The organism is Arthrobacter sp. SAFR-023, assembly GCF_051965295.1.
Lineage (GTDB): Bacteria > Actinomycetota > Actinomycetes > Actinomycetales > Micrococcaceae > Arthrobacter.
Map to the genome: position 1 here is coordinate 208,097 of NZ_JBQCMF010000001.1, position 20,756 is coordinate 228,852.

At 65.6% G+C, this 20,756-nt stretch carries 23 protein-coding genes, 1 other RNA gene and 1 riboswitch; of the genes, 9 read left to right on the plus strand and 15 right to left on the minus strand.

The window, feature by feature from the left end:
• The first annotated feature begins 53 nt into the window (after nt 1-53).
• From hisN to ACTHQX_RS01005, 6 genes are all read left to right on the plus strand, one after another.
• Nucleotides 54-866, plus strand: a complete 813-nt coding sequence (gene hisN / locus ACTHQX_RS00980) for a histidinol-phosphatase (protein WP_102972027.1) — start codon at nt 54-56, stop codon at nt 864-866.
• A 181-nt stretch (nt 867-1,047) separates the two neighbouring features.
• Nucleotides 1,048-1,161: riboswitch (SAM riboswitch) on the plus strand.
• Nucleotides 1,162-1,195: 34 nt separating this feature from the next.
• The gene (locus tag ACTHQX_RS00985) at nt 1,196-2,614 is read left to right on the plus strand and encodes an aminotransferase class V-fold PLP-dependent enzyme (protein ID WP_440155221.1); all 1,419 of its coding nucleotides are present in this window, start codon (nt 1,196-1,198) and stop codon (nt 2,612-2,614) included.
• A gap of 102 nt (nt 2,615-2,716) precedes the next feature.
• Nucleotides 2,717-3,490, plus strand: a complete 774-nt coding sequence (locus tag ACTHQX_RS00990; RefSeq protein WP_440155223.1) for a class I SAM-dependent methyltransferase — start codon at nt 2,717-2,719, stop codon at nt 3,488-3,490.
• A 31-nt stretch (nt 3,491-3,521) separates the two neighbouring features.
• On the plus strand, nt 3,522-4,235 hold the full coding sequence (locus tag ACTHQX_RS00995) for a metal-dependent transcriptional regulator (protein ID WP_440155225.1): 714 nt from the start codon (nt 3,522-3,524) through the stop codon (nt 4,233-4,235).
• A gap of 6 nt (nt 4,236-4,241) precedes the next feature.
• On the plus strand, nt 4,242-4,718 hold the full coding sequence (locus tag ACTHQX_RS01000; protein ID WP_440155227.1) for a fluoride efflux transporter FluC: 477 nt from the start codon (nt 4,242-4,244) through the stop codon (nt 4,716-4,718).
• The gene (locus tag ACTHQX_RS01005; protein ID WP_440155229.1) at nt 4,715-5,080 is read left to right on the plus strand and encodes a fluoride efflux transporter FluC; all 366 of its coding nucleotides are present in this window, start codon (nt 4,715-4,717) and stop codon (nt 5,078-5,080) included. The genes ACTHQX_RS01000 and ACTHQX_RS01005 overlap by 4 nt, the downstream gene beginning before the upstream one ends.
• On the opposite strand, the gene ACTHQX_RS01010 is transcribed toward ACTHQX_RS01005, so the two are convergent.
• Nucleotides 5,077-6,456 (minus strand): MFS transporter, encoded by a 1,380-nt coding sequence (locus ACTHQX_RS01010; protein WP_440155231.1) that lies wholly within the window; start codon nt 6,454-6,456, stop codon nt 5,077-5,079. The genes ACTHQX_RS01005 and ACTHQX_RS01010 overlap by 4 nt on opposite strands.
• Before the next feature lie 22 nt (nt 6,457-6,478).
• Between ACTHQX_RS01010 and ACTHQX_RS01015 the strand changes: the two genes are divergently transcribed.
• On the plus strand, nt 6,479-6,841 hold the full coding sequence (locus ACTHQX_RS01015; protein ID WP_440155487.1) for a hypothetical protein: 363 nt from the start codon (nt 6,479-6,481) through the stop codon (nt 6,839-6,841).
• Between the two features lie 91 nt (nt 6,842-6,932).
• Nucleotides 6,933-7,067: a hypothetical protein gene (locus tag ACTHQX_RS01020; protein ID WP_262982881.1), complete on the plus strand. Its 135-nt coding sequence runs from the start codon at nt 6,933-6,935 to the stop codon at nt 7,065-7,067.
• Between the two features lie 100 nt (nt 7,068-7,167).
• Here ACTHQX_RS01020 and ACTHQX_RS01025 read toward each other — a convergent pair whose 3' ends face one another.
• The 14 genes from ACTHQX_RS01025 to ACTHQX_RS01090 form a co-directional block, all read right to left on the minus strand.
• Entirely contained in the window at nt 7,168-8,151 is a 984-nt protein-coding gene (locus ACTHQX_RS01025) for a S1C family serine protease (RefSeq protein ID WP_440155233.1), read from the minus strand.
• Between the two features lie 178 nt (nt 8,152-8,329).
• Nucleotides 8,330-8,698, minus strand: a transfer-messenger RNA (tmRNA) gene (ssrA, locus tag ACTHQX_RS01030).
• A 122-nt stretch (nt 8,699-8,820) separates the two neighbouring features.
• On the minus strand, nt 8,821-9,291 hold the full coding sequence (gene smpB, locus ACTHQX_RS01035; RefSeq protein ID WP_003804881.1) for an SsrA-binding protein SmpB: 471 nt from the start codon (nt 9,289-9,291) through the stop codon (nt 8,821-8,823).
• A 127-nt stretch (nt 9,292-9,418) separates the two neighbouring features.
• Nucleotides 9,419-10,807: a peptidoglycan DD-metalloendopeptidase family protein gene (locus ACTHQX_RS01040; protein WP_440155236.1), complete on the minus strand. Its 1,389-nt coding sequence runs from the start codon at nt 10,805-10,807 to the stop codon at nt 9,419-9,421.
• 24 nt (nt 10,808-10,831) lie between these two features.
• On the minus strand, nt 10,832-11,746 hold the full coding sequence (ftsX, locus tag ACTHQX_RS01045; RefSeq protein WP_102972019.1) for a permease-like cell division protein FtsX: 915 nt from the start codon (nt 11,744-11,746) through the stop codon (nt 10,832-10,834).
• On the minus strand, nt 11,743-12,567 hold the full coding sequence (gene ftsE / locus ACTHQX_RS01050; protein ID WP_440155238.1) for a cell division ATP-binding protein FtsE: 825 nt from the start codon (nt 12,565-12,567) through the stop codon (nt 11,743-11,745). The genes ftsX and ftsE overlap by 4 nt, the downstream gene beginning before the upstream one ends.
• 173 nt (nt 12,568-12,740) lie before the next feature.
• Entirely contained in the window at nt 12,741-13,856 is a 1,116-nt protein-coding gene (gene prfB / locus ACTHQX_RS01055; RefSeq protein WP_236804057.1) for a peptide chain release factor 2, read from the minus strand.
• 60 nt (nt 13,857-13,916) lie between these two features.
• The gene (locus ACTHQX_RS01060; RefSeq protein WP_440155240.1) at nt 13,917-14,330 is read right to left on the minus strand and encodes a pilus assembly protein TadG-related protein; all 414 of its coding nucleotides are present in this window, start codon (nt 14,328-14,330) and stop codon (nt 13,917-13,919) included.
• Nucleotides 14,331-14,395: 65 nt separating this feature from the next.
• Nucleotides 14,396-14,971, minus strand: coding sequence for a hypothetical protein (locus ACTHQX_RS01065; RefSeq protein ID WP_236804061.1), 576 nt, complete (start codon nt 14,969-14,971; stop codon nt 14,396-14,398).
• The gene (locus tag ACTHQX_RS01070) at nt 14,952-15,347 is read right to left on the minus strand and encodes a TadE family protein (protein WP_440155243.1); all 396 of its coding nucleotides are present in this window, start codon (nt 15,345-15,347) and stop codon (nt 14,952-14,954) included. The genes ACTHQX_RS01065 and ACTHQX_RS01070 overlap by 20 nt, the downstream gene beginning before the upstream one ends.
• A gap of 3 nt (nt 15,348-15,350) precedes the next feature.
• Nucleotides 15,351-15,593: a hypothetical protein gene (locus ACTHQX_RS01075; RefSeq protein ID WP_440155245.1), complete on the minus strand. Its 243-nt coding sequence runs from the start codon at nt 15,591-15,593 to the stop codon at nt 15,351-15,353.
• Between the two features lie 72 nt (nt 15,594-15,665).
• Nucleotides 15,666-16,607 carry a type II secretion system F family protein gene (locus tag ACTHQX_RS01080; RefSeq protein WP_440155246.1) on the minus strand — a complete coding sequence of 314 codons (942 nt, stop codon included), beginning with the start codon at nt 16,605-16,607 and terminating at the stop codon, nt 15,666-15,668.
• Nucleotides 16,604-17,458 (minus strand): type II secretion system F family protein, encoded by an 855-nt coding sequence (locus ACTHQX_RS01085; protein ID WP_440155247.1) that lies wholly within the window; start codon nt 17,456-17,458, stop codon nt 16,604-16,606. The genes ACTHQX_RS01080 and ACTHQX_RS01085 overlap by 4 nt, the downstream gene beginning before the upstream one ends.
• Complete coding sequence (locus ACTHQX_RS01090; protein WP_440155249.1) at nt 17,458-18,681, minus strand: CpaF family protein; 1,224 nt, start codon at nt 18,679-18,681, stop codon at nt 17,458-17,460. The genes ACTHQX_RS01085 and ACTHQX_RS01090 overlap by 1 nt, the downstream gene beginning before the upstream one ends.
• 281 nt (nt 18,682-18,962) lie before the next feature.
• Here ACTHQX_RS01090 and ACTHQX_RS01095 point away from each other — a divergent pair.
• Nucleotides 18,963-20,756, plus strand: a 1,794-nt coding sequence (locus ACTHQX_RS01095) for a GH25 family lysozyme (RefSeq protein WP_440155251.1), incomplete at its 3' end; no start/stop codon positions are given.

Here is a 20,756-nt window from a genome sequence, read left to right on the forward strand (position 1 = left end):
AGCCCGGCGGCTGCCTCCCCGCCCCGCCGGGCCTTTGAGGGTAGTTTGGAACCATGACCCAACCCGCTTCAACGTACAACGATGACCTGCGTCTGGCCCATGTGCTGGCCGATTCCGTGGACGACCAGACCATGAGCCGGTTCAAAGCGCTGGACCTCAAGATCGAGACGAAGCCAGATCTGACGCCGGTCACCGATGCGGACAAGGCCGCCGAGGAGTCCATCCGCGGCCAGCTGTCCCGTTCCCGTCCCCGTGACGCCGTCCTCGGTGAGGAGTTCGGAAGTTCCGGCCACGGTTCCCGCCGCTGGATCATCGACCCCATCGACGGCACCAAGAACTTTGTCCGCGGCGTGCCGGTGTGGGCCACGCTGATCGCCCTCGTCGACGAAGGCGAACCGGTCGTGGGCGTGGTCAGCGCCCCTGCGCTGGGCAAGCGCTGGTGGGCGGCAAAGGGCGCCGGCGCCTACTCGGGCCGTTCCCTCGCGGCCGCCACGAGGCTCAAGGTATCCAATGTGTCCAGCCTTGCCGACGCGTCACTGTCCTACTCCAGCCTCGGCGGCTGGAAAGACCGCGGAAACCTCGATGAGTTCCTCCAGCTCACTGAGGAAGTTTGGCGCACCCGGGCCTTTGGCGATTTCTGGTCCTACTGCATGGTGGCCGAAGGGGCCGTGGACATCGCCTGCGAACCTGAGCTGAACCTGTACGACATGGCGGCGCTGGTGCCGATCGTGACCGAGGCAGGCGGCCGTTTCACGTCCCTCGAAGGCACGGACGGCCCGTTCGGCGGCAATGCGCTGGCGACCAACTCGATCCTGCACTCGGAAGTCCTGAAGCGCCTGAACCCGCAGCTGGACGATTTGCTCTAGTTTTTGTCCTGCCGCGCCCTGCGCCTCTTGTGCTGAATATTACGACGGCGGCCGCCCCCTTCCGTGGGCGGCCGCCGTCGTTTATTCGGCCACAGGCCCGATATCCGGGCTACGTAATAATCCGCTTAACATTCCGGACCGGCTTTTTCATCGCCCGTCCGGATGTCCTAGTCTCGTAACAGGTCACGAGTGCCAGCGCTAAACCCCGGTTTGCTGGCCGGCAACCCTCCATTCGCGGTGGGGTGCCCCGGGTGACGACCAGGCCGATCCGGAACGGACCCGGCAAGCGCGGATCCCCGTCACACGGGGTCCTTTCTCAGTGAGGTCCCATGACGACTGCAACCATTTCTTCCACCGAGTCTTCTGCCGCGGACGCGGCCCTGCTGGACGGCCGGTTCGCCGCCGCAGGCCGTCCCCTGGCAGCCGTCACCGGCGCAGAAATACAGGCTCCGCTGATCCAGGGCGGACATGTCCGCTACGCCAACCTCGACTACGGCGCTTCCGCCCCTGCGCTGTCTGTGGTTTCTGCATACCTCAACGAGATCCTGCCGTACTACGCGAGCGTCCACCGCGGTGCAGGCTATGCCTCGCAGATCAGCACGTCCGTGTACGAGAACGCGCGGGACATCGTGCGGGAGTTTGTGGGCGGCCGCGCCGATGACGCCGTCATCTTCACCCGGAACACCACCGACTCCCTCAACCTGCTGGCCGGCTGCCTTCCCGTGCAGGACCACCACCACACCGGCGAGGTGCTGTACCTGGACATCGAGCACCACGCCAACCTGCTGCCGTGGCAGGGCGTGCCGCACCGCAGCGTCGTGGCCTCGGAGACGCTGGAAGCCACCATCGGCAGCCTGCGCGCCGAACTGGAGCACGGCGATGTCAGCCTCCTCGCCGTGACCGGCGCCTCCAACGTCACCGGCGAAATCCTTCCCATCCGGCGCCTCGCTGCCCTTGCCCATGAATACGGCGCCCGGATCGTGGTGGACGCCGCGCAGCTCGCGCCGCACCGCCGCGTCAACATCGCCGCGGACGACGTCGACTACCTCGCCTTCTCCGGCCACAAGCTCTACGCCCCCTTCGGGGCCGGCGTCCTGATCGGCCGCCCCGACTGGCTCGACGCCGGCACTCCCCACCTCGCCGGCGGCGGCGCCGTGAGCGAGGCCAGGCTCGACGGCGTCAGCTGGGCCACCGGCCCCGCCCGCCACGAGGGCGGCTCACCCAACGTGCTCGGCGCAGCCACCCTGGCCCGGGCAACCCAGGTCATCGCTGCCCTGGATCCGCAGGGCTGGCACGCCCATGAGGCGGCCATCCGGTCCTTCCTCGTCGAGGGGCTGGGCAAGATCGACGGTGTCACTGTCCACCAGATCTTCGCCGACAGCGACCCGGACGACGCCATCGGTGTTGTCAACTTCTCCGTGGAGGGCTACGACGCCGGCCTGGTGGCCGCCTACCTGTCGGCCGAACACGGCGTGGGCCTGCGCGATGGCCGCTTCTGCGCGCACCCGCTGCTGAAGCGCCTCGGCCTGCCGTCCGGATCCCTGCGCGCCAGCTTCGGCGTGGGCTCACGGCTCGAGGACGCCCAGCGACTGCTCGCCGGCATCGAGGAACTCCGCCGCTCCGGCCTCGGCTGGGACTACGTGGTGGACGCCGGACGCTGGGTCCCGGCGAACGACACCCGCACCTACCCGGAGTGGGCACCCAACACCCCCGGCACCGCGGGCGCCGCACCCTGCGCGCAGGACTAAGCGCCGCCCCGGACTAAGGCGCCGCCCCGGACTGCTACGGCAGCTGTCTCCGTACGGTAAATTCGAAAGGTAATTTTCGACGTCGGGCTAAGGAGACTGTGCGTGGCACGGGGCGGTCCCAAACTTCATCACGCACGCCGGCAGGAGCTCGGGCAGAGCTTCCAGGACGGCGGCGAGCACTACCACCGCGTCCGTCCCGGCTACCCTGCTGATTCCGCGGACTGGCTCATTCCGGCGGGGGCCCGCACGGCCGCAGACATCGGCGCCGGAACCGGCAAATTCACGGCACTGCTGGTGGAACGCGGGCTGAGCGTCAGCGCGGTGGATCCTTCCGTGGACATGCTGGAGCAGCTCAGCCGTGTCTTTGGAAACAGTGCCTACCCCGCGGTGCAGGCTCTGGAAGGGACCGCCGAGGCAACCGGACTGCCCGAGGCGGCGTTCGACGTCGTCAGCGTTGCCCAGGCATGGCACTGGTGCGACCCGCTGCTGGCCAGCACCGAGATTTCCCGGATCCTCAAGCCGCACGGGGTGCTGGGCCTCATCTGGAACCAGCTGGACACATCCGTTCCTTGGGTACACCGGTTGTCCCGCATCATGCACGCGGGCGACGTCCACAAACCCGACTTCCGCCCCAAAATCGGCCCCGAATTCACGTCCCTGGAAAGCCACCTGACGCGGTGGGAGGATCCCGTCACCCCTGACGACATCCTGGAACTGGCCAAGTCCCGCAGCTATTACCTCAGGGCCAACGACGCCACCCGAGCCAAGGTGACCCACAACCTGACCTGGTACCTGCACGAACACCTCGGGCATGCCGACGGCGAACTGCTGCAGCTCCCCTACCTCACCCAGACCTGGCGGGCTGTCAGGGCGTAACGCCCCGGTGGCAGCAGGTAGGCTTGAAGCTGTGAAGACCAGTACGCCCTCCTCCTCAATCGAGGACTACGTTAAGGTCATCTATTCCTTCACGGAATGGCAGGACAAGCCCATCACCTCCACCCAGCTTGCACAGCGCCTCGGCGTGGCCAACTCCTCGGTCTCCGAGATGGTGCGCAAGCTCAAGGACCAGGGGCTGGTCCTGCACAAGCCGTACAGCGCCATTACGCTCACGCCCCAGGGAGTCAGGCTGGCCCTCTCCATGGTCCGGCGGCACCGGCTCATTGAGACGTACCTGGTCAAGGACCTCGGGTACAGCTGGGACGAAGTCCACGATGAGGCCGAGCAGCTGGAACATGCGGTCTCGGACACGTTCATTGAGAGGCTGGCAGCCCGGCTGGGCAACCCGTCCAGGGACCCCCACGGCGATCCCATCCCCTCGGCCGACGGTTCCGTCCGGATGCCGTCCGCCCACCGGATGATCGAGCTCGACGACGGCCACACCGGCAGGATCACCCGGATCAGCGACGAGAACCCGGAGCTGCTGCGCTACCTCGCAGCAGAGAAGATCAGCCTCGACGCCGACGTCGAGGTGCGCGGCCGCAAGCCTTTCGGCGGCGCGCTGGTTGTCCGCATCGGTTCCCCCGGGACCAGCCGCGACGTTGACCTCGCCGACGAAGTCGCCTCTGCGCTCTGGATCCACAGCGACTCCGCACATCCCGGCTGCCGCATGGCCGGCCTGTAGGCACTGGTGGGGTCTCCCCTGGCCGGCAGCACCGGCGCCGGCCCCATGGCGGGTTCCGGTTACGGCTGGCGGGCCTGGACCGCCGTGGCCGCCGGCGGCCTACTGGGCACGGAACTCCGGTACGTGCTGGGACTGCTGTTCCCGGACCAGCCCGGAGACCTGCCGTGGGCTACGCTGGTCATCAACATCGTTGGCAGCTTCGTGCTGGCAGCCCTCACCACCATCTGGATCGCGCGGCCGCAGACCCCGTTCTGGCTCCGCGCCGCAATCGGGCCGGGTGTGCTGGGCTCATTCACTACCTTCTCCGCCGTCGTATTTTCCGCGGACCAGCTGACCCGCACCGGTTTCCCGGCGTTGGGACTTCTCTACGTGGGACTGTCCGTCCTGCTGGGGCTGGCGGCGGCTGCCGCCGGCTGGCGGACCGGCAGGGTGCTCGGCGCGCCCCGTGCTTTCCGCGGCGCTCCCCGTGGTGTTAAACAGTGACGGCACTCCTCGTGGGCCTGTTCGGCATCGGCGGAGCCCTCCTCCGGTTCGCCGTGGATGGCTGGCTGGCCGGCTTCCCGTCGCCGCGGCGGCACTGGCCCTGGGCTACCCTGGTGGTCAACGTGGCCGGCTCGTTCGTAATCGGGCTGTCCGTGGGCGTCACCGCGGCGTTCGGCCCCGAATGGCACGCTGCCCTGGCCACCGGGTTCGCCGGCGGCCTGACCACGTTCAGTTCCTGGACCACTGCGACGGTGCGGCTGGCCAGCGAACGGCGCTACCTCGCCGCCGCCGCCAACATCCTCGCCAACTTGGTGCTTGGGCTGGCTGCTGCCGCGGCGGGAATCGCGGTCAGCGGCGGCTAGCGGGCACCCGGGTTGCGAATTCCGACGGCGGAGCAGGCGGCACCCAGCAACAGCAGCGCCGCGGTGGCCAGCAGCGCGCGGTGCAGGCCCGGCGTCGTTAGATCGGGACCGACGATGAAGCCCGCAAAGGCGATGCAGACCAGGCCTGCGATCCTCGAAACAGCATTGTTGACCGCTGACCCCACCCCGGCCTGCTTCTCAGGGACTGATCCCAGGATGGCCGCCGTCAGGGGCGCCACCGTTATGGATAGGCCGAGGCCAAAGACCACCTGCCCGGGCAGGACCTGGGTCCAGTAATTCATGGGGCCACCAACGGACAGCGTCAGCAGGAATCCGGCCGCACACAGCACCGGACCGGCGGTCATGAACCACCGCGGCCCGTACTTGCCGGCCAGGCCGCCAAAGAACGATGCCAGCAGCATCAGGATCACCGTCGAGGGCAGCAGTGCCAGGCCGGCGGTGGTCGCCTTCATGCCGCCGACCTGCTGGATATAGATACCCAGCACGAAGAACCCGAGGGAAAAGCCGCCGTAGATCGCGGCGGTGGCGATGTTGCCCCAGCCGAAGTTCCGGACCGTGAACATGCCCAGGGGCAGGAGCGGCGCGGCCGTCCGGGATTCATGGATGAGGAACAGCACCGTGGCGGCGAGGCCCGCCCCCAGCGGCAGCCAGACCTGCGGACTGCCCCAGCCCGCAGTCCCCTGCTCGATCAGCGCGTACACTGGTCCGCCAAGCGCGATGACGGCCAGGAGCGCCCCGGCAACATCGATGCTGCCGGCCGGGCCCGGGACGGCGTCGGCCTTGCGCAGCCTGGCCAGCACGGGCCAGATGACCGCCGCCGGCAGGACGTTGACGAGGAAGATGACCCGCCACGAGAGCAGGTCCACTGATACGCCGCCGATCAAGGGGGCCACGATGGCGGCGGCGCTGGTCCACGCCGACCATTTGCCGATGGCCGCCCCCTGGGCGCCGCTGTCGAAGTGGCTGACAATCAGGGCGAGCGAACTGGGCACCAAGAGTGCTCCGGCCACTCCCTGAAGACCGCGGCTGACCACCAGCATTTCACCGGTCCATGCTGCCCCGCAGAGGACCGAGGTGAGGGCAAACCCGCCCAGCCCCCACTGCAGGACACGCACCCGTCCGAAATGGTCCGAGAGCGAGCCGGCCGCCAGAATGAGCGCCCCGAGCGTCAGGAGGTAGGCGTCCACTACCCACTGCTGGACGCGGAGGCCGCCGCCGAGTTCCCTGCCGATGGCGGGGAGCGCCAGGCTGACCACGAAGCTGTCGAGGATCGCCATGAAAGACGCCACGATCGCGACAGCCAGCACCTGCCGCTGCAGGCGCGTGGGCGCGGTGGTCTGGCTGGCATCGCTCATGACTTACCGTATCGTGGACTGGATGATCAGCAGACGTGATGCGGCAATTGCCCTGGATGTACCACTGGAAATGGCGCAGCGCCACGGCATTCCCAAGCTTCTGACCGAAGCCCAGCTGGGCGAACTGCTGGACAATCCGCCTGCGTGGCTCGTCCAGTCCCGCGCCAACCGGACAGGGAAGCGGCCGGTGTGGGTGCACCTCGTCTGCGCGGTCTGCGGTTACGAGGAGGCGGCACGGCCAAAGAAGTGGTGGCCGGAGTTCACGTACGTCGTGTGCGACCATCACCGCCCGTCCGAGGTCCCCCCGCCCGCGTCCGGATACGTACGGAGCGAGTTCGACGGCGTGGGCACCAGGTTTTTGGGAATCGCCGACGTCACGGGTTGACGGGTGATCCGGGCAGTTACATTCGGGCTGAAACAGGCGTAATTTACGTAGGGAGGGGCACCCTCCTGCCCCTCGGACGAGGGAGCACGCCATGCCGGACAAATCGCCGCACCAGCAACAGCAGAAAAAAGCAGGCAAGACCATCAAGCAGAAACGCGCAGACAAGAAGGCCAAGGCCCCGCATGAGGGAGCAGTGGACCCCGTAGCCCATCTGAAGAAACGCTGATTGCCCGATACCAACGGACGGGGTGGCCAGGATTCCCTGGCCACCCCGTTTTTGTGTCCGGCTCTTGGCTCCGTGCCCGGTCCGCCTATCCCCAGCCTGTCTATCCCCAGTCCGCCATCTCGCCGGGGACGGCTATGACGTCAGTTAGGTGTCCGTCGCGCAGAACGGATACGTTCATCGGGACGCCGATGGCCTCGGCGAAGAGCAGTTTCTGCAGGCTCTCGGCATTGCTGACGGCGCGGGGGCCTACCCGCAGCAGCACATCGCCCGTCCTTAGCCCTGCCTGCTCCGCCGGGGAGCCGGCGAGCACCTCCACGACGCGCAGCCCCTCCCGCTGGCCCGTGCGGACCACTTCGCTGGCCCCCAGCCGGATCGGGGTGCTGACTACGCCGAGATAGGCCCGCCGGACCCGGCCGTCCGACAGCAGCGCGGAAATGATCCGGCGCGACGTGCTGTTGATGGGAACGGCCAGCCCCAGCCCGGCACCGGCCACCGCAGTGTTGATTCCAACGATCCGGCTTCGTGAATCGGCCAGCGCCCCGCCGGAACTGCCGGCGTTCAAGGCGGCATCCGTCTGGATGACATCCTCGATTACCCTGCGGTTGCGTCCGGCCCAGACCGGGATGGCGCGTCCCAGTCCGCTGACCACACCGGCCGTCACCGAGCCCGAGAGCCCCAGCGGGTTCCCGACGGCAATGACGAGCTGCCCCACCTGCAGCGACTCGGCGTCCCCGAACTCGGCAGGAGCCACATGCGGGGCGCGGCCCCGGATCACTGCCAGATCGGACAACGGGTCCGCGCCAACGACTTCGAGGTCTGTGCTGGAGCCGTCGGCGAAAACGGCACGGCCCTTCTGCGTCCCGGCCACCACGTGGGCGTTGGTCAGCAGGTAGCCGTCCTCGGTGAACAGGACCGCGGATCCGGTGCCGATCCGGAACCGGCCGTTACGGCGGTTCCCCGTCATCTCAATGGCTGCCACATGGGGTGTGACGGTCCTGGCCACCCTGGTGACCGTCGTTGAGTAAGAGTCCAGGGCCGCGCCGTCGTCGACGGGATCTGGTTCGTTTGCAGCCGCCGTGGACATGGCATGCCTCCCTACCGCTGGTTTGGAATCGCCGGATTCGTGATACCTGTCACAACCCCACAGGGAGGGCGGGTAGTCCCGTACGGGCTACGCCTTGGGTGAACGGCAAGGGGCATAACGCTTTAAACAATGAATGCCCGGACCGAGGTCCGGGCATTCCTTGTTGGGTAACGGGGTTTGGTGGAGATGGGGGGAATTGAACCCCCGTCCGATGTCGTGTTGTCAGGGCTTCTCCGGGCGCAGTTTGCGTCGGATTTTCTCGGCCCCAGCCGTCCTGCAAACAGGCGGCTGATCCGGGCTCAGTCATCTAAAAGTCCCGTTTACTCCGATGACAGGAGCAAACAGCAGTGGCTATCTAAATGACGCCAGGATCCGGGGCGATAGCAACCTCGGGCTGACGGACTGTCTTACTGCTTAGGCAGCAAGAGCGAAGTCAGTGCGCTTAGATTCGGCACTTATTGGTTTGCAGACAGCGTTTACGAGATAATTCTGCATCCTCGGCCCGCTTCACCTGTCGCGACTAACATCGTCGAAACCGATCATCCCCGTATTTTGTTACCAAACCGGCGGAGCATAGGTTCTGGACCAGATCCCTGCCGGACTATCTAGCATAACGCATCGGGGCGGTTATTGATTCCAGCCGAAGTACCGCGCGTCGGCCTTTCCGTCCTAGCGCCGGTTGCGTTCCCGCATGACGCGGAGGGCCTCGCGCTTGTCCTGCTGCTCGCGCAGAGTCTGGCGCTTGTCGTAATCCTTCTTACCCCGCGCGATGCCGATTTCCACCTTGGCGCGGCCGTCCACGAAGTACAGCTGCAGTGGCACAATGGTGAAGCCGGATTCGCGGATCTTGTGCGAGATCTTGATGAGTTCCTCGCGGTGCAGCAGGAGTTTCCGCCGCCGGCGTGCTGCGTGGTTGGTCCAGCTTCCCTGGTTGTACTCAGGGATGTGGATGCCCTCCATCCAGAGTTCGTCGTTATAGAACGTGCAGAACCCGTCGACCATGGAAGCGTGGCCTTCGCGGAGGGACTTGACCTCGGTCCCCATGAGAGCGATGCCGGCCTCGTAGGTGTCCATGACGTGGTAGTCGTGCCGGGCCTTCCGGTTGGTGGCCACGACTTTTCGACCACTTTCTTTGGGCACGGTTCAACTCCTCAGTTCTCGGTACTGACTGTCCCGGCGGCACCGGAACAAAGTCTTACTATTCTACGGCAGGTGCACCGGCGGGCCGGCGCCGGCAGGCTGCCGCTTCCCCCACTGCCTGCCCTGGTCAGAGGAGGCGCATCGGGTCGACAGCTTCACCGTTCAGCCAGGTCTCAAAGTGCGAGTGGCAGCCGGTGGAGTTTCCTGTGGTGCCGGAGTATGCGATGAGCTGGCCCTGGCTGACCTGCTGGCCGGGCGAGACCACCACACTGGTGTTGTGGTAGTAGATCGTCGTCAGCGAGTTGCCCTGGACCACGCCGTGCGAGATCTTGACGTTGTTCCCGCCACCGTCGTCCGCCCAGCCGGCTGAGAACACTTCACCGGCCGCCGCCGCGTAGACCGGGGTGCCGCAAGCGGCACCGAAGTCAATGCCCGTGTGCATGTAGCCGCCGGCACCGTAGAAATCGATGGTGCCGGGCGGCGTCGCCCGCCATCCAAAACCGGAGGTGATGGGTACGCTGCCGGGGAACGGGTGGCGGAGGCCAAAGGCCGACGGCGGGCCGGTCACGGGCGGCACGTAAGGCGGGGGCTGCTCCCCCTGGGCCTTCGCCGCCGCGGCGGCAGCGGCGGCGATCCGCCGCTGTTCGGCGAGCCACGCCTCGCGCAGCCTGCGGTCACGCTCTTTGATTTCGGCGGCGACGGCGTCCTGGCGTGCCTTGACGCCAGCCAGCTTCTTCTGGATTCCGGGCCTGGCCGCCTCGAGTTCGTTGTTCAGGCGGGTGGTGTCGGCGATGAGCTTGTCCACCTTGGCCTTCTTGTCGGCGGCCTCGTCGCGGGCGGCCTTCTCTTTGGCGAGCGCCGCATCGGCCTTGGCCTTCAGGTCCCTGATCTCGGCTTCGACCGCCTGCAGGCGTGCTTGCGAGTTTACGTTGGTGGCGTTCTGCTGCGTGAGCTTGTCCACTGCGGAGTTCTGGCTGCGCAATGCCTGGTCGGCCATGTCCATCGTGTCGGTGAGACTGCCCGTGTTGTTGGAACCGAAGAACAGGGTGAGGTCAGACGGAACGCCGCCGGACTTGTACGCCTGCGTCGCTATCTGGCCGATCAGCTTCTTCGTGCTGGCGATCTTCTGCTTGTCTGCATCCAGCTGCTGGGTGATCTTGGCCTTGTTCTGCTGGGCCAGATCCACCCTGGCAGCGAGGGCCTCCACTTCCTTGACGGCGCTGGCCACCCGACCCTGGGCCTCGAGCAGCGCCTGCTGCGCGGCCGGAAGCTGGCCCCGGTAGATCACCAGGTCGCCGACAGCTTTGGAAATCTTTGCGTCGACGAATTCGAGCGACTCCTGGACGCGGGCAGCTTCGGCTTTCAGGGCGGCCTGCTGGTCTTCAAGGTCCCCAGCAAAGGCGGCAGGAGCCGACGCCCCCAGGCTCGCGGCCAGCACCAGTGCCACGGCGGCACTAAGAACCCTGCGCTGGCGCCCGCCCGGGCTTCGTCGCACGGGCCTGCCGGAACTGGTCATGGGCATTCCTTCGATGAGCATGGCCTACACCCTCAAGTATCGGCGCAGCGTGAGCAGAGATGAAGTACCCGCCAGGACAACACCCAGCCCGACGAGCGCCGGGGCGAGGAGCAGCGTCTGCGCCGGCGAGATGAACGCCGTATCCGGATACTGTTTGGACAGGTACTCGCCCAGGAAGAAGTGGGCCACGGCCCACAGCGTTCCGGATGCGAGGGCGGCCCCGATCACCGCGGCAATCACGCCCTCCAGGATGAAGGGTAGCTGGATCACTGTCTTTGACGCGCCCACGAGCCGCATGATGCCGGTCTCCCGCCGCCGGCTGAACGCCGAAAGCCGGATTGTGGTGGCTATGAGCAGGATGGCGCACACCGTCATTACGCCGGCGATGATGACTGCCACGAGGGACGCCGCATTCATCACGGAGAAGAGCCGCTCCAGGACCTGCCGCTGGTCGATGACAGTTTCGACGCCCGGCTGCGAGGAGAACGTCTCGCTGATGATCTGGTACTTTTCCGGGTCCTTCATGTTGATCCGGAATGAGGCGGGAAGCTGGTCCGGAGTGACTGAATCCACGATCGGAGAGTTCGAGAACTGCTCCTTGAAGTGCTTGTAGGCGTCGTCCTTGGATTCGAACTGGAAATCGTTGACGTACTGGGCCACCGCCGGCGATTCCAGCAGGGTCCGCACGTTGTCCTGCTGTTCCGCCGTCACCGGTCCCGAGGCGCAGCCGGCCGCCGTCGACCCTTCCCCGCACAGGAAGATGGCCACCTGGACCTTGTCGTACCAGTAGCCTTTCATCTGGTTGATTTGGAGCTGGAGCATACCGGCGGCGCCCACGAAGGTCAGGGACACGAAGGTCACCAGGATGACGGAGACGACCATCGACAGGTTGCGTCGCAGGCCGCCGCCGATCTCGCCGAGGATGAACTGGAGCCTCACAGCCGGCCCTCCCCTGCCTGCTCGCGCGCTGCCTGTTCGCCGGCCGCCTGTTCGCGGACAGCCTGGCCGCCGGAGTCCGCGGCCTCATCGCGTCCGCTGGCGTCCCTGAGCCTTCGGGACTGGCCGACCACAGGCATCATCGACGTGTAGAGGGCACGGGCTTCGTCGCGGATGACTTTGCCGTTCTTGAGCTCCACGACGCGCTTGCGCATCTCATTGACAATGTCGTCGTCGTGGGTGGCCATGACCACTGTGGTGCCATTCTGGTTGATCTTGTCCAGGACGCCCATGATGCCCATGGACGTGGTGGGGTCGAGGTTGCCGGTGGGCTCGTCGGCCAGCAGGATGCCGGGGCGGTTGACTACGGCGCGGGCAATGGCCACGCGCTGCTGCTCACCGCCGGAGAGCTCGTGCGGCATGCGCTTCTCTTTGCCCTCCAGGCCTACGGTCTTGAGGACCTCAGGGACTGTATCGCGGATGACGCTGCGGCTCTTGCCGATGACCTGCATGGCGAAGGCGACATTGGCGAAGACGTTCTTCTGCGGCAGCAGGCGGAAGTCCTGGAACACCACGCCGATTCCGCGGCGGAGGCGGGGCACGCGCCAGCTGGAAATGTTGGCGACGTTCTGGCCGGCCACGTGGACCGTCCCGGAGGTGGCGCGGTCTTCCTTGAGGACCAGGCGCAGGAACGTGGACTTGCCGGATCCCGACGCGCCGACGAGGAAGGCGAATTCACCACGGTCAATTTCAAGGCTGACAGAATCCAGGGCGGGCCTGGCTTTCTGGTCGTAGACCTTGGTGACATTTTCGAAACGGATCATGACCCTAAAACCCTGCAGGACACGGCTTTATGGGCATGGTCTGCAACCGGCGCGGGGGCTTTCTCTAGGGGGAAGAAGAGCTCCGGCCTCTCGACTATACGCACGGGTCACCGTGCTCAGGCGGGAGTCAGAGGGCGTGTCGCGGGATTGGGTCCCTTGACCGGGCGGTGCGTCTAGCGTTCGGCGTTGCGGTTGTCGGTGCGCCAGCGGATCCCGGCTTCGATGAAGTCGTCAATGGCGCCGTCCAGCACGGCCGTGGTGTTTCCCACTTCGTGCTCGGTCCGGAGGTCCTTGACCATCTGGTACGGATTCAAGACGTAGGAACGCATCTGGTCGCCCCAGGATGCCTTGACGTCGCCCGCGAATGCCTTCTTCTCCGCGTCCTCCTGCTCCTTCTTGAGCAGCAGGAGCCTCGACTGGAGCACCCTCATCGCGGCGGCGCGGTTCTGCAGCTGCGACTTCTCGTTCTGCATGGAGACCACGGTCCCGGTGGGGATGTGGGTCAGCCGGACGGCGGAGTCGGTGGTGTTGACGGACTGGCCGCCGGGGCCGGAAGAGCGGAAGACGTCCACGCGGATTTCGTTGTCCGGGATGTCAATGGAGTCTGTCTGTTCGATGAGGGGAATGACCTCCACGGCAGCGAAGGACGTCTGCCGGCGGCCCTGGTTGTCGAACGGGCTGATCCTGACCAGCCGGTGTGTTCCCGCCTCGACGCTCAGCGTGCCGAACGCGTACGGCGCGTTGACCTCGAAGGTGGCGGACTTGAGACCCGCCTCCTCCGCGTAGGAGGTGTCCATGACGGTGGTCGGGTAGCCGTGGCGCTCCGCCCACCGCAGGTACATGCGCAGCAGCATCTCCGCGAAGTCCGCGGCATCGACGCCGCCGGCGCCGGAGCGGATAGTCACCACGGCCTCGCGCTCGTCGTACTCGCCGGAGAGCAGGGTGACGACCTCGAGGTCCTTCAGCGACTTGCGGATGGACTCAAGCTCCGCCTCAGCCTCCCCCATGGAGTCGGCGTCGTCCTCGTCCTGGCCGAGTTCCACCAGCACCTCAAGGTCGTCGATGCGGGAAACCAGCGTGTTCAGCCGCTCCAGCTCGGATTGGCGGTGCGACAGCCGCGAGGTAATCACCTGGGCTGCCGCGGGGTCATCCCACAGGTCCGGCTCGCCGGCCCGCTCGCTCAGTTCTGCGATCTCTTCCTTGAGCGCCTCGACATCGGTGACCTTTTCGATGGAGGTATAAGTGCCGCGCAGCGCGCGGATTTCTGCAGCAAAATCAATTTGAGCCATGGTTGTTTAAGCGTACGCTATCCGCCCTCACCGGCCTGACGGTGGAACCGGCGGCCTGGGCTACCGGGTCAGCCGCGAGCGTGCGGTGGACGTGGCGGCAATGGTTATGCCATCCGGGACGAGGAAATTGACCACCGGCGGGTGCACGGTGGCGCTGAGGACCACGACGGAGGTGGAACCGTCCGGCGTCCCTGTTCCAGCTGCGACGACCAGTCCGTCGACGCGCCCGAAAGCGCCGCTGCGGCTGAGATAATCGGCGGCGACGTTCCGGACTCTGTCACCGTTCAGAAGCGCCGACGGAGTGCCGCTGGCCGTTTCCACCTGGCCAAGCGTGTAGGAGTCGGCGGCGGCCACGGAGGCGCCGTCCGCGAGCGACAGGAGTTTCTTGTGCTCGATGTAAAGGCTGGACGCCGCCATGACCACGGTGCTGACCAGCAGGGCGAGCATGACGAACCCGATGATGAGGACTGTCATTTGCCCGTCCTCATCGCGGCTGGTTCGCGCTGGCCCGGCGGAGGGGCTACTGGCTGCAGGAGGCGTCAACGGAACCTGCCCACAACCTGGGTGGCCGAAGCACTGAGCTGGCCGGCGTTGAGGCGCATTGCCTCCCCGAAGGGAGCGAAAGGCAGCGGCACGGTGAGCCGGACGGTGACGGTGACTGCCGAGCCCGCCGCCGTGCAGTCACCACCAGAGTCACAGCGGATCTCGACGCTGGCGTTCCCGGCCGGATGGCCGTAGTCAGCAAGGGCCACCATGGTGGCCTGCTCTGCCGCTGCCCGGCCCGACGGTGCGTCGGGCTGGGCCACGTAGACCTTGGCCGCCTGGTCCGCTGCGCCCACCACGGCGAACGAGCCGCCCTGAAGCTGGCCAACAGTGATGATGAAGTACACGACGGGAACCATGAGGAGCAGTCCGAGGAACGTGAACTCCACGACCGCGCTCCCCCTTTGCCCGACGTCGTCCCTCGCGTTGCCCGGGTCAGCGGTGCCTTGGGCGGCGAAGCTGCCGAGCGGAACTGAAGCACCGCCGGGGCCGATGCACAGAGCCTCCCGGAACCTGTCCGCACATTGCTTAGTGAAGTGGCGCCGCCTGCGGTCAGCCGGTGATCGCGGCATGGCCGGTGACCTCCAGCCCTCCGCGCGGACCGATTAGACCGATGACCGGCAGCGGGGCCCTGACGGTCACCTCCAGTGTCCGCAGCCCTTGGAACACGACTTCACGTGTTTCAATGTCGCGGGCAAAGTCGGCATTGAGCGACGTGCCGATGAGCTCGCCGGTGCGGTGCCGGGCGTCGTCCGCGCTGCGGTCGGCCAAGGTTCCGTGCCGGGCGCCGGACGCCGCAGCGTCGATAAGTGTGTTCCGGACGTGCAGGATGAGCGCGAGCTGAATGATGGAGACAAAAAACATCGTCAGCAGGGCGCCGACGAGCACAAAGTCGACAACGGCAGCACCGCGCTCGCGTCCGGAAGTGGCCGGACCGGTTTCGTTCACGGGCTACTTTCCGACCGTGTCCATCGCCTGGTTGAACATGGCTTCCAGTGCCGGGCCTGCCACGGCCAGCAGCGCGGCAACAAGGACCGCGGACATCAGGGTGATCATGACCCAGCCGGGCACATCCCCACGTTCAGGATGGTCCGCGAAGGTCTTCCGGGACCGCGGGGCCGCGGTCAAGGAGCGGCCGATCAGCGCCGCCACTGCGGCGACAAGTGCAAGTCCGTGCGTGGCCATGAATGTCATGTGCTTCCCTTTTCTCGGAGTTGTTTCGTATGTTGAATGTGGCTACTGTCGGCGGTTGCCGGAGCAGCGGCGTCAAAAATTCAGGCTGAGTGCGGCTATCCCGGGGAACACGGCAAACACCACTGTCAGGGGCAGCACACCGAAGACAAGCGGCACCATCATCGCGATCTCCTTTTTGCCGGCGGACTCCATCAGCTCGCGCTTGGCCGTGTCCCGGACGTCCTGGGCCTGGGCCCTAACGACTTCGGCCAGTGGTGTTCCGCGTTCGACCGCCACGATGATGCCGTCAACAAAGCGGATGAGCGGCCCCAGGTCGGTGCGTGCAGAAAATTCCTGAAGCGCTTCCACCAGAGGCTTACCCGCACGGGTTTCGGCCAAAACCCTGCTGAATTCCTTGGAGAGCTCGCCCCGGGCGGTCCTGCACACGCGGTCGAGGGCACCGGTGGCACTCTCCCCGGCGCCCACAGCAAGCGCAATCATTTCTGCCAGGCTGGGGAATTCTGCCAGCATCCGCTCCTCCCGCCGTTTGATCTGCACCCCGAGCCAGTAGTCCCTGAAGAGGAAGCCGCCGATCGCGCTACCGACGGAGACCGCCACGGCCAGGACAGGGCTGAATCTCCCAGAGAGCGCGGCCAGCACTACCACGCTGACAGCCGCAATGAATGCGCAGAGCCCCCAGAAGAGCTGTTGGGCCCGGAAGTCCAAGGGGGACTTGTCGATGCGTGCCTGCGCAAGTCTTCTGCTGAGGGCGGCGGAGCCGAGGTTGAACCTGGCCAGTTTGGCTGTAGCTTCCCGGATCAGCGGGCGGAGTATGCGTTCGAGGGGACCAAAAGGAGTGAGAACGCGTTCCTCCGCCCGGAGGAGCCTCGATTCGAGGTTTTGGGATCGGAGTTGCGGTTCGATTCGTTCCACGAAACTGATGGACCGCATGAATGGGAGCCTGACAAGGAGGAGCCACAGACCAGCACCCAGGAATGCCCCGCAGACCATTGCAGCCGCTGGAACGGTGGTCATCGCAGCACCCTCTCTTCCTCTGGGAGGGCTCCTATCTTCAGCATGACCGAATAGCAGACCAGCGAGACAACCAGGCCTCCCAACAGCACGGCCGCCCCGATGGGCGTGTTGTATGCAGCCACAGCCTCCGGACGGCTGACCAGCAGCAGCATGACGATCCACGGCGCCGCGACGGCCAGCCGGGCAGCGTTGACTGTCCACGACTGCCGCGCTTCGAGCTCGCTCCGGGTCCGTGCACTTTCGCGCAGGAACTCGGCGAGGGTCCCGAGCAGCTTGCCCAGATCGGAGCCGCCCACCTCCCGGGTTAGCCGAAGTGCCTCGATGATGCGGTCAGCTACGGGGTCCGCCAGCCGTTCCTTGAGCCTATTCAGCGATGCGTCGAACTGGCCGCCCGAGCGGTAGTCCGAGCCGAAGTCACGAAATACGTGCCGGAGCTCCTCCGGCCCCTTTTCGCCCAGCTGTATCAGTGCTTCGGGCAGCGACAATCCGGCCCGGATGGCCGATCGCAGATGGTCCACGACGTCGGGCCACACCCTCCGTAAGATGGAGCTTCGCCTTTTGACCCGCCATTTCACCACCGCCACCGGAAGCCAGGCGGCGAACAGGCCGAAGCAAACCGAAATGGGCAAGGACCTGCTCACCGCGAAGAAGGCCAGCGTCGCGAAGGCGCCAAGTCCCAGGCAGCTGCCGATGAGACCGGCACCGGTGACCTTTTCAATTCCGGCAGACATCAGCAGGTCATGGAGACGGTTCGTCCGCGGTACTCGCGTGGGACGAGGGGGCTCGTCCCAGGCCGACCACCAGATGAGGAACAGCCCGGCTCCTACCAGGACCCCCAGCAGCGCAGCCATCAGCGCGGGTCCAAGAGGGCCGCGACCTCATAACCTGCTTTTGCGAATTTCTCCTCCGCCGGCATTGTGTTGGCCGTCGGTTCCAGCAGGCCGCCGATCGTGGAGAAAATCATTGAGGACTCGATGATTCCGTTCTCGACCCGCCTGCCCAGGGAGAGAATTTCCGTCACCTGCCTCCGCCCGTTTGCAAGGCGGCTGCAGTGAACCACCAGATCGATACACGAGGCCACGGTGGGTACCACGAAGGCGCTGGAAATGTTGTCCCCGGCGAGCAGCGGCAAGGTGCACATCTTGGTCACGGCGTCGTGTGCTGAATTGGCATGGACGGTGCACATCCCCGGCAGCCCGCTGTTGAGGGCGATCAGCATGTCGAGGCTCTCTGCTTCGCGGACTTCGCCGACCACCAGGCGGTCAGGGCGCATGCGGAGGGCTTCCTTAACCAACCTGCGGAGCGGTATCTCGCCTTCGCCTTCGAGGTTCGGCTGCCGGCATTGCATCCCGACCACATCGCGCAGCGGAAACTGTAGTTCGAAGATCTCCTCGACCGTAATAACTCGCTCACGGCTGCCGATGCTGGCAGCGAGGCAGTTCAGCAGCGTCGTCTTCCCCGCCTGCGTCGCGCCCGACACCAGGATGTTGAGTCCACTCGCGACAGCGGCGCCAAGGAAGCGCCCGGACTGAGGGGTCAGTGTACCCAGTTCCACTAGGTGATCCAGCCGGGTCGCCTTCACAACAAACTTACGGATGTTTACCGCCCAGTGGCGTCTGGTGACGTCGGGAATGACCACATGTAGGCGCGATCCGTCAGGCAGTGCCGCGTCCACGAAGGGTGACGAGATGTCCAGCCGCCGGCCCGAGCTCTTCAGCATCCGTTCAACGAGGTCCCTGACCTGCTGGTCCGTCAGGCTCAGGGATGTGAGTTCGGATTCGCCGTTCCGGGCCACATAGATTTCGGTGGGCGCGTTGATCCAAATTTCCTCAATGCCCGGATCGTCCAGAAACGGTTGGAGGGCACCGAAGCCGGCCACCGCGTCAAAGACAAACCGGCGTGCTGACTCCAGCGGCCCCAGCGGCGGGAGCGGCCCCATGAGCGCGCGCTCATCATAGTCGGTCACGGCCGCTTCCACGAGCCGCCTAACCTCGGCTGCCTGGTGCAACGGATCGAGACCCCGCCGACGAATCAGCTCCCGCACTTCATCCTCGACAATGCGTACTGCATCCATGAATTCCCCCGAACGACTGCCGCCCCCAGCGGAGGCAGTACATCTGGGTTAAAGCTAAGGTGCGCGCCGGCACACAACAAGAGCCTTCCTACCGAGTGTGGATAACACGAGCTGGAAAATAACATTGGTACCAACAGAACCACTCGCCCCATTGCTAACACTGGTGTTAGGGTAGTGCGCGTCACAGTCCTACCTTCACAGTTCAGGTCTCAGCCCCGAACTCACTGGAGCTGCAAACCAGATGCGGCGCTCCGATGGCGCCCATTGCTTCGGAGCGGAATATGAAGCGGAACCTTATCCACGTCAATAGCCATCGCGTCCGCATCGTCGGTCTCGCACTGCTCTCTGTCGCGCTGATGGCAGGCCCCGGGCTCGCTGCCCCGGTCTATGCTGATCCCCCGGCGATGTCCGAGGTCAACGCCGGCAGAACCCAGCAGAATCCCTCGTCGCCGGCGCCGGATACCCCGGCTACCGACGACAGGAATGCGGCGATGGCAGCCGCCATCGGAGCCGGCGGAGCTGAAATGGGGCAGCGCTCGCCGCGCGTCACCTCTTCCGCCTCCGGCACCGCTGCCAAACGGCTTTCGGCCGAAGCGCTTTCGACGGAGGGGACATGGAGCCCCACGTTCGGCATCAAGGGCCTGGACGTCAGCGGCCACCAGGCGAGTGTCAACTGGCAGCAACAGTTCAATATGGGTGCGAAGTTCGCCTACGTGAAGGCCACCGAAGGCAATTACTACGTCAATGAGGCTTACAGTTCGCAGTATCAAGGGTCGCGAAATGTGGGGATGGTCCGGGGCGCGTACCACTTTGCCATCCCAAACTGGTCATCAGGTGCCGACCAGGCGCGGTACTTCGTGCGGAACGGCGGAGGATGGACAGCTGACGGCTGGACGATGCCCCCCGTCCTGGATTTCGAGTTCAATCCCTACGCCGGCCGCACCATCAACGGGTTCAATTTCGGGAACACCTGCTACGGAATGTCCCCGGCGCAGCTGACTTCCTGGGTCAGGGACTTCGGCAACACCATGCGTTCCCTCACCGGCAGGTTGCCGGCGATTTACACGAACACCTCCTGGTGGAAACAATGCCTGGGTGATCCGACAGGCTTTGGTGACTATCCCCTGTGGGTTGCCGCTTACCCAAGCACCCCCACCAACAATGCGGGATCCATTCCCTCCAGCTGGAGTACCTACAGTATTTGGCAGTACAGCAGCACAGGACCTTTCGCCGGCGACTCCAATGTCTGGAACGGCACGCTGGAACAACTTAAGGCCTTCGCCAGGGCCGGGAGCAGTTCCGGCGGAGCCATCGAGCGCAAGTGGATTGCGATGGGTGGGGCAACTGGTTCCCTCGGCGCCGCAACGACTTCTGTAGACAACTGCAACCTGATAAACGGCGGTTGCTACCGCACGTACGCCAACGGCACCATCTATTGGAATGCAGCCACCGGAGCCTTCCCAGTAACCGGTAGTTTTTGGACTGCCTGGGGTGATGCGGGCTGGCAAAAGGCGGTCGGCTATCCCACCGGGGATGTGACCTGCCCCTACGGTGATCCCGCATCAACGACATGCCACCAGGCCTTCCAAGGCGGGATAGCGTACCGCACACCTGGCGTCGGCACGCACGTCGTCACAACTGCGTACCTGGCTGGGTGGAAAGAGGCGGGCTGGCAAGACGGGCTGGGCTACCCTACGGCTCCTGTTACGTGCGGACTGTATGGCAACGGCTGCTACCAGCCCTTCACCAAGGGCAACCTCTACTGGACCGCCGCCACCGGAGCGCACGCTGTAACGGGAGCCTACTGGACCGGCTGGAAGGACGCCGGCTGGCAGCAGGGACTCGGGTACCCCACCGGCCCTGTCACCTGCGGACTCTACGGCAACGGCTGCTACCAGCCCTTCGCCAAAGGCAACCTCTACTGGTCCGAGGCCAACGGAGCCTACGCCGTAACGGGAGCCTACTGGACCGGCTGGAAGGACGCCGGCTGGCAGGAAGGTCTCGGCTACCCCACGGGCCCTGTCACCTGCGGGCTCTATGGCAACGGCTGCTACCAGCCCTTCACCAAAGGCAAC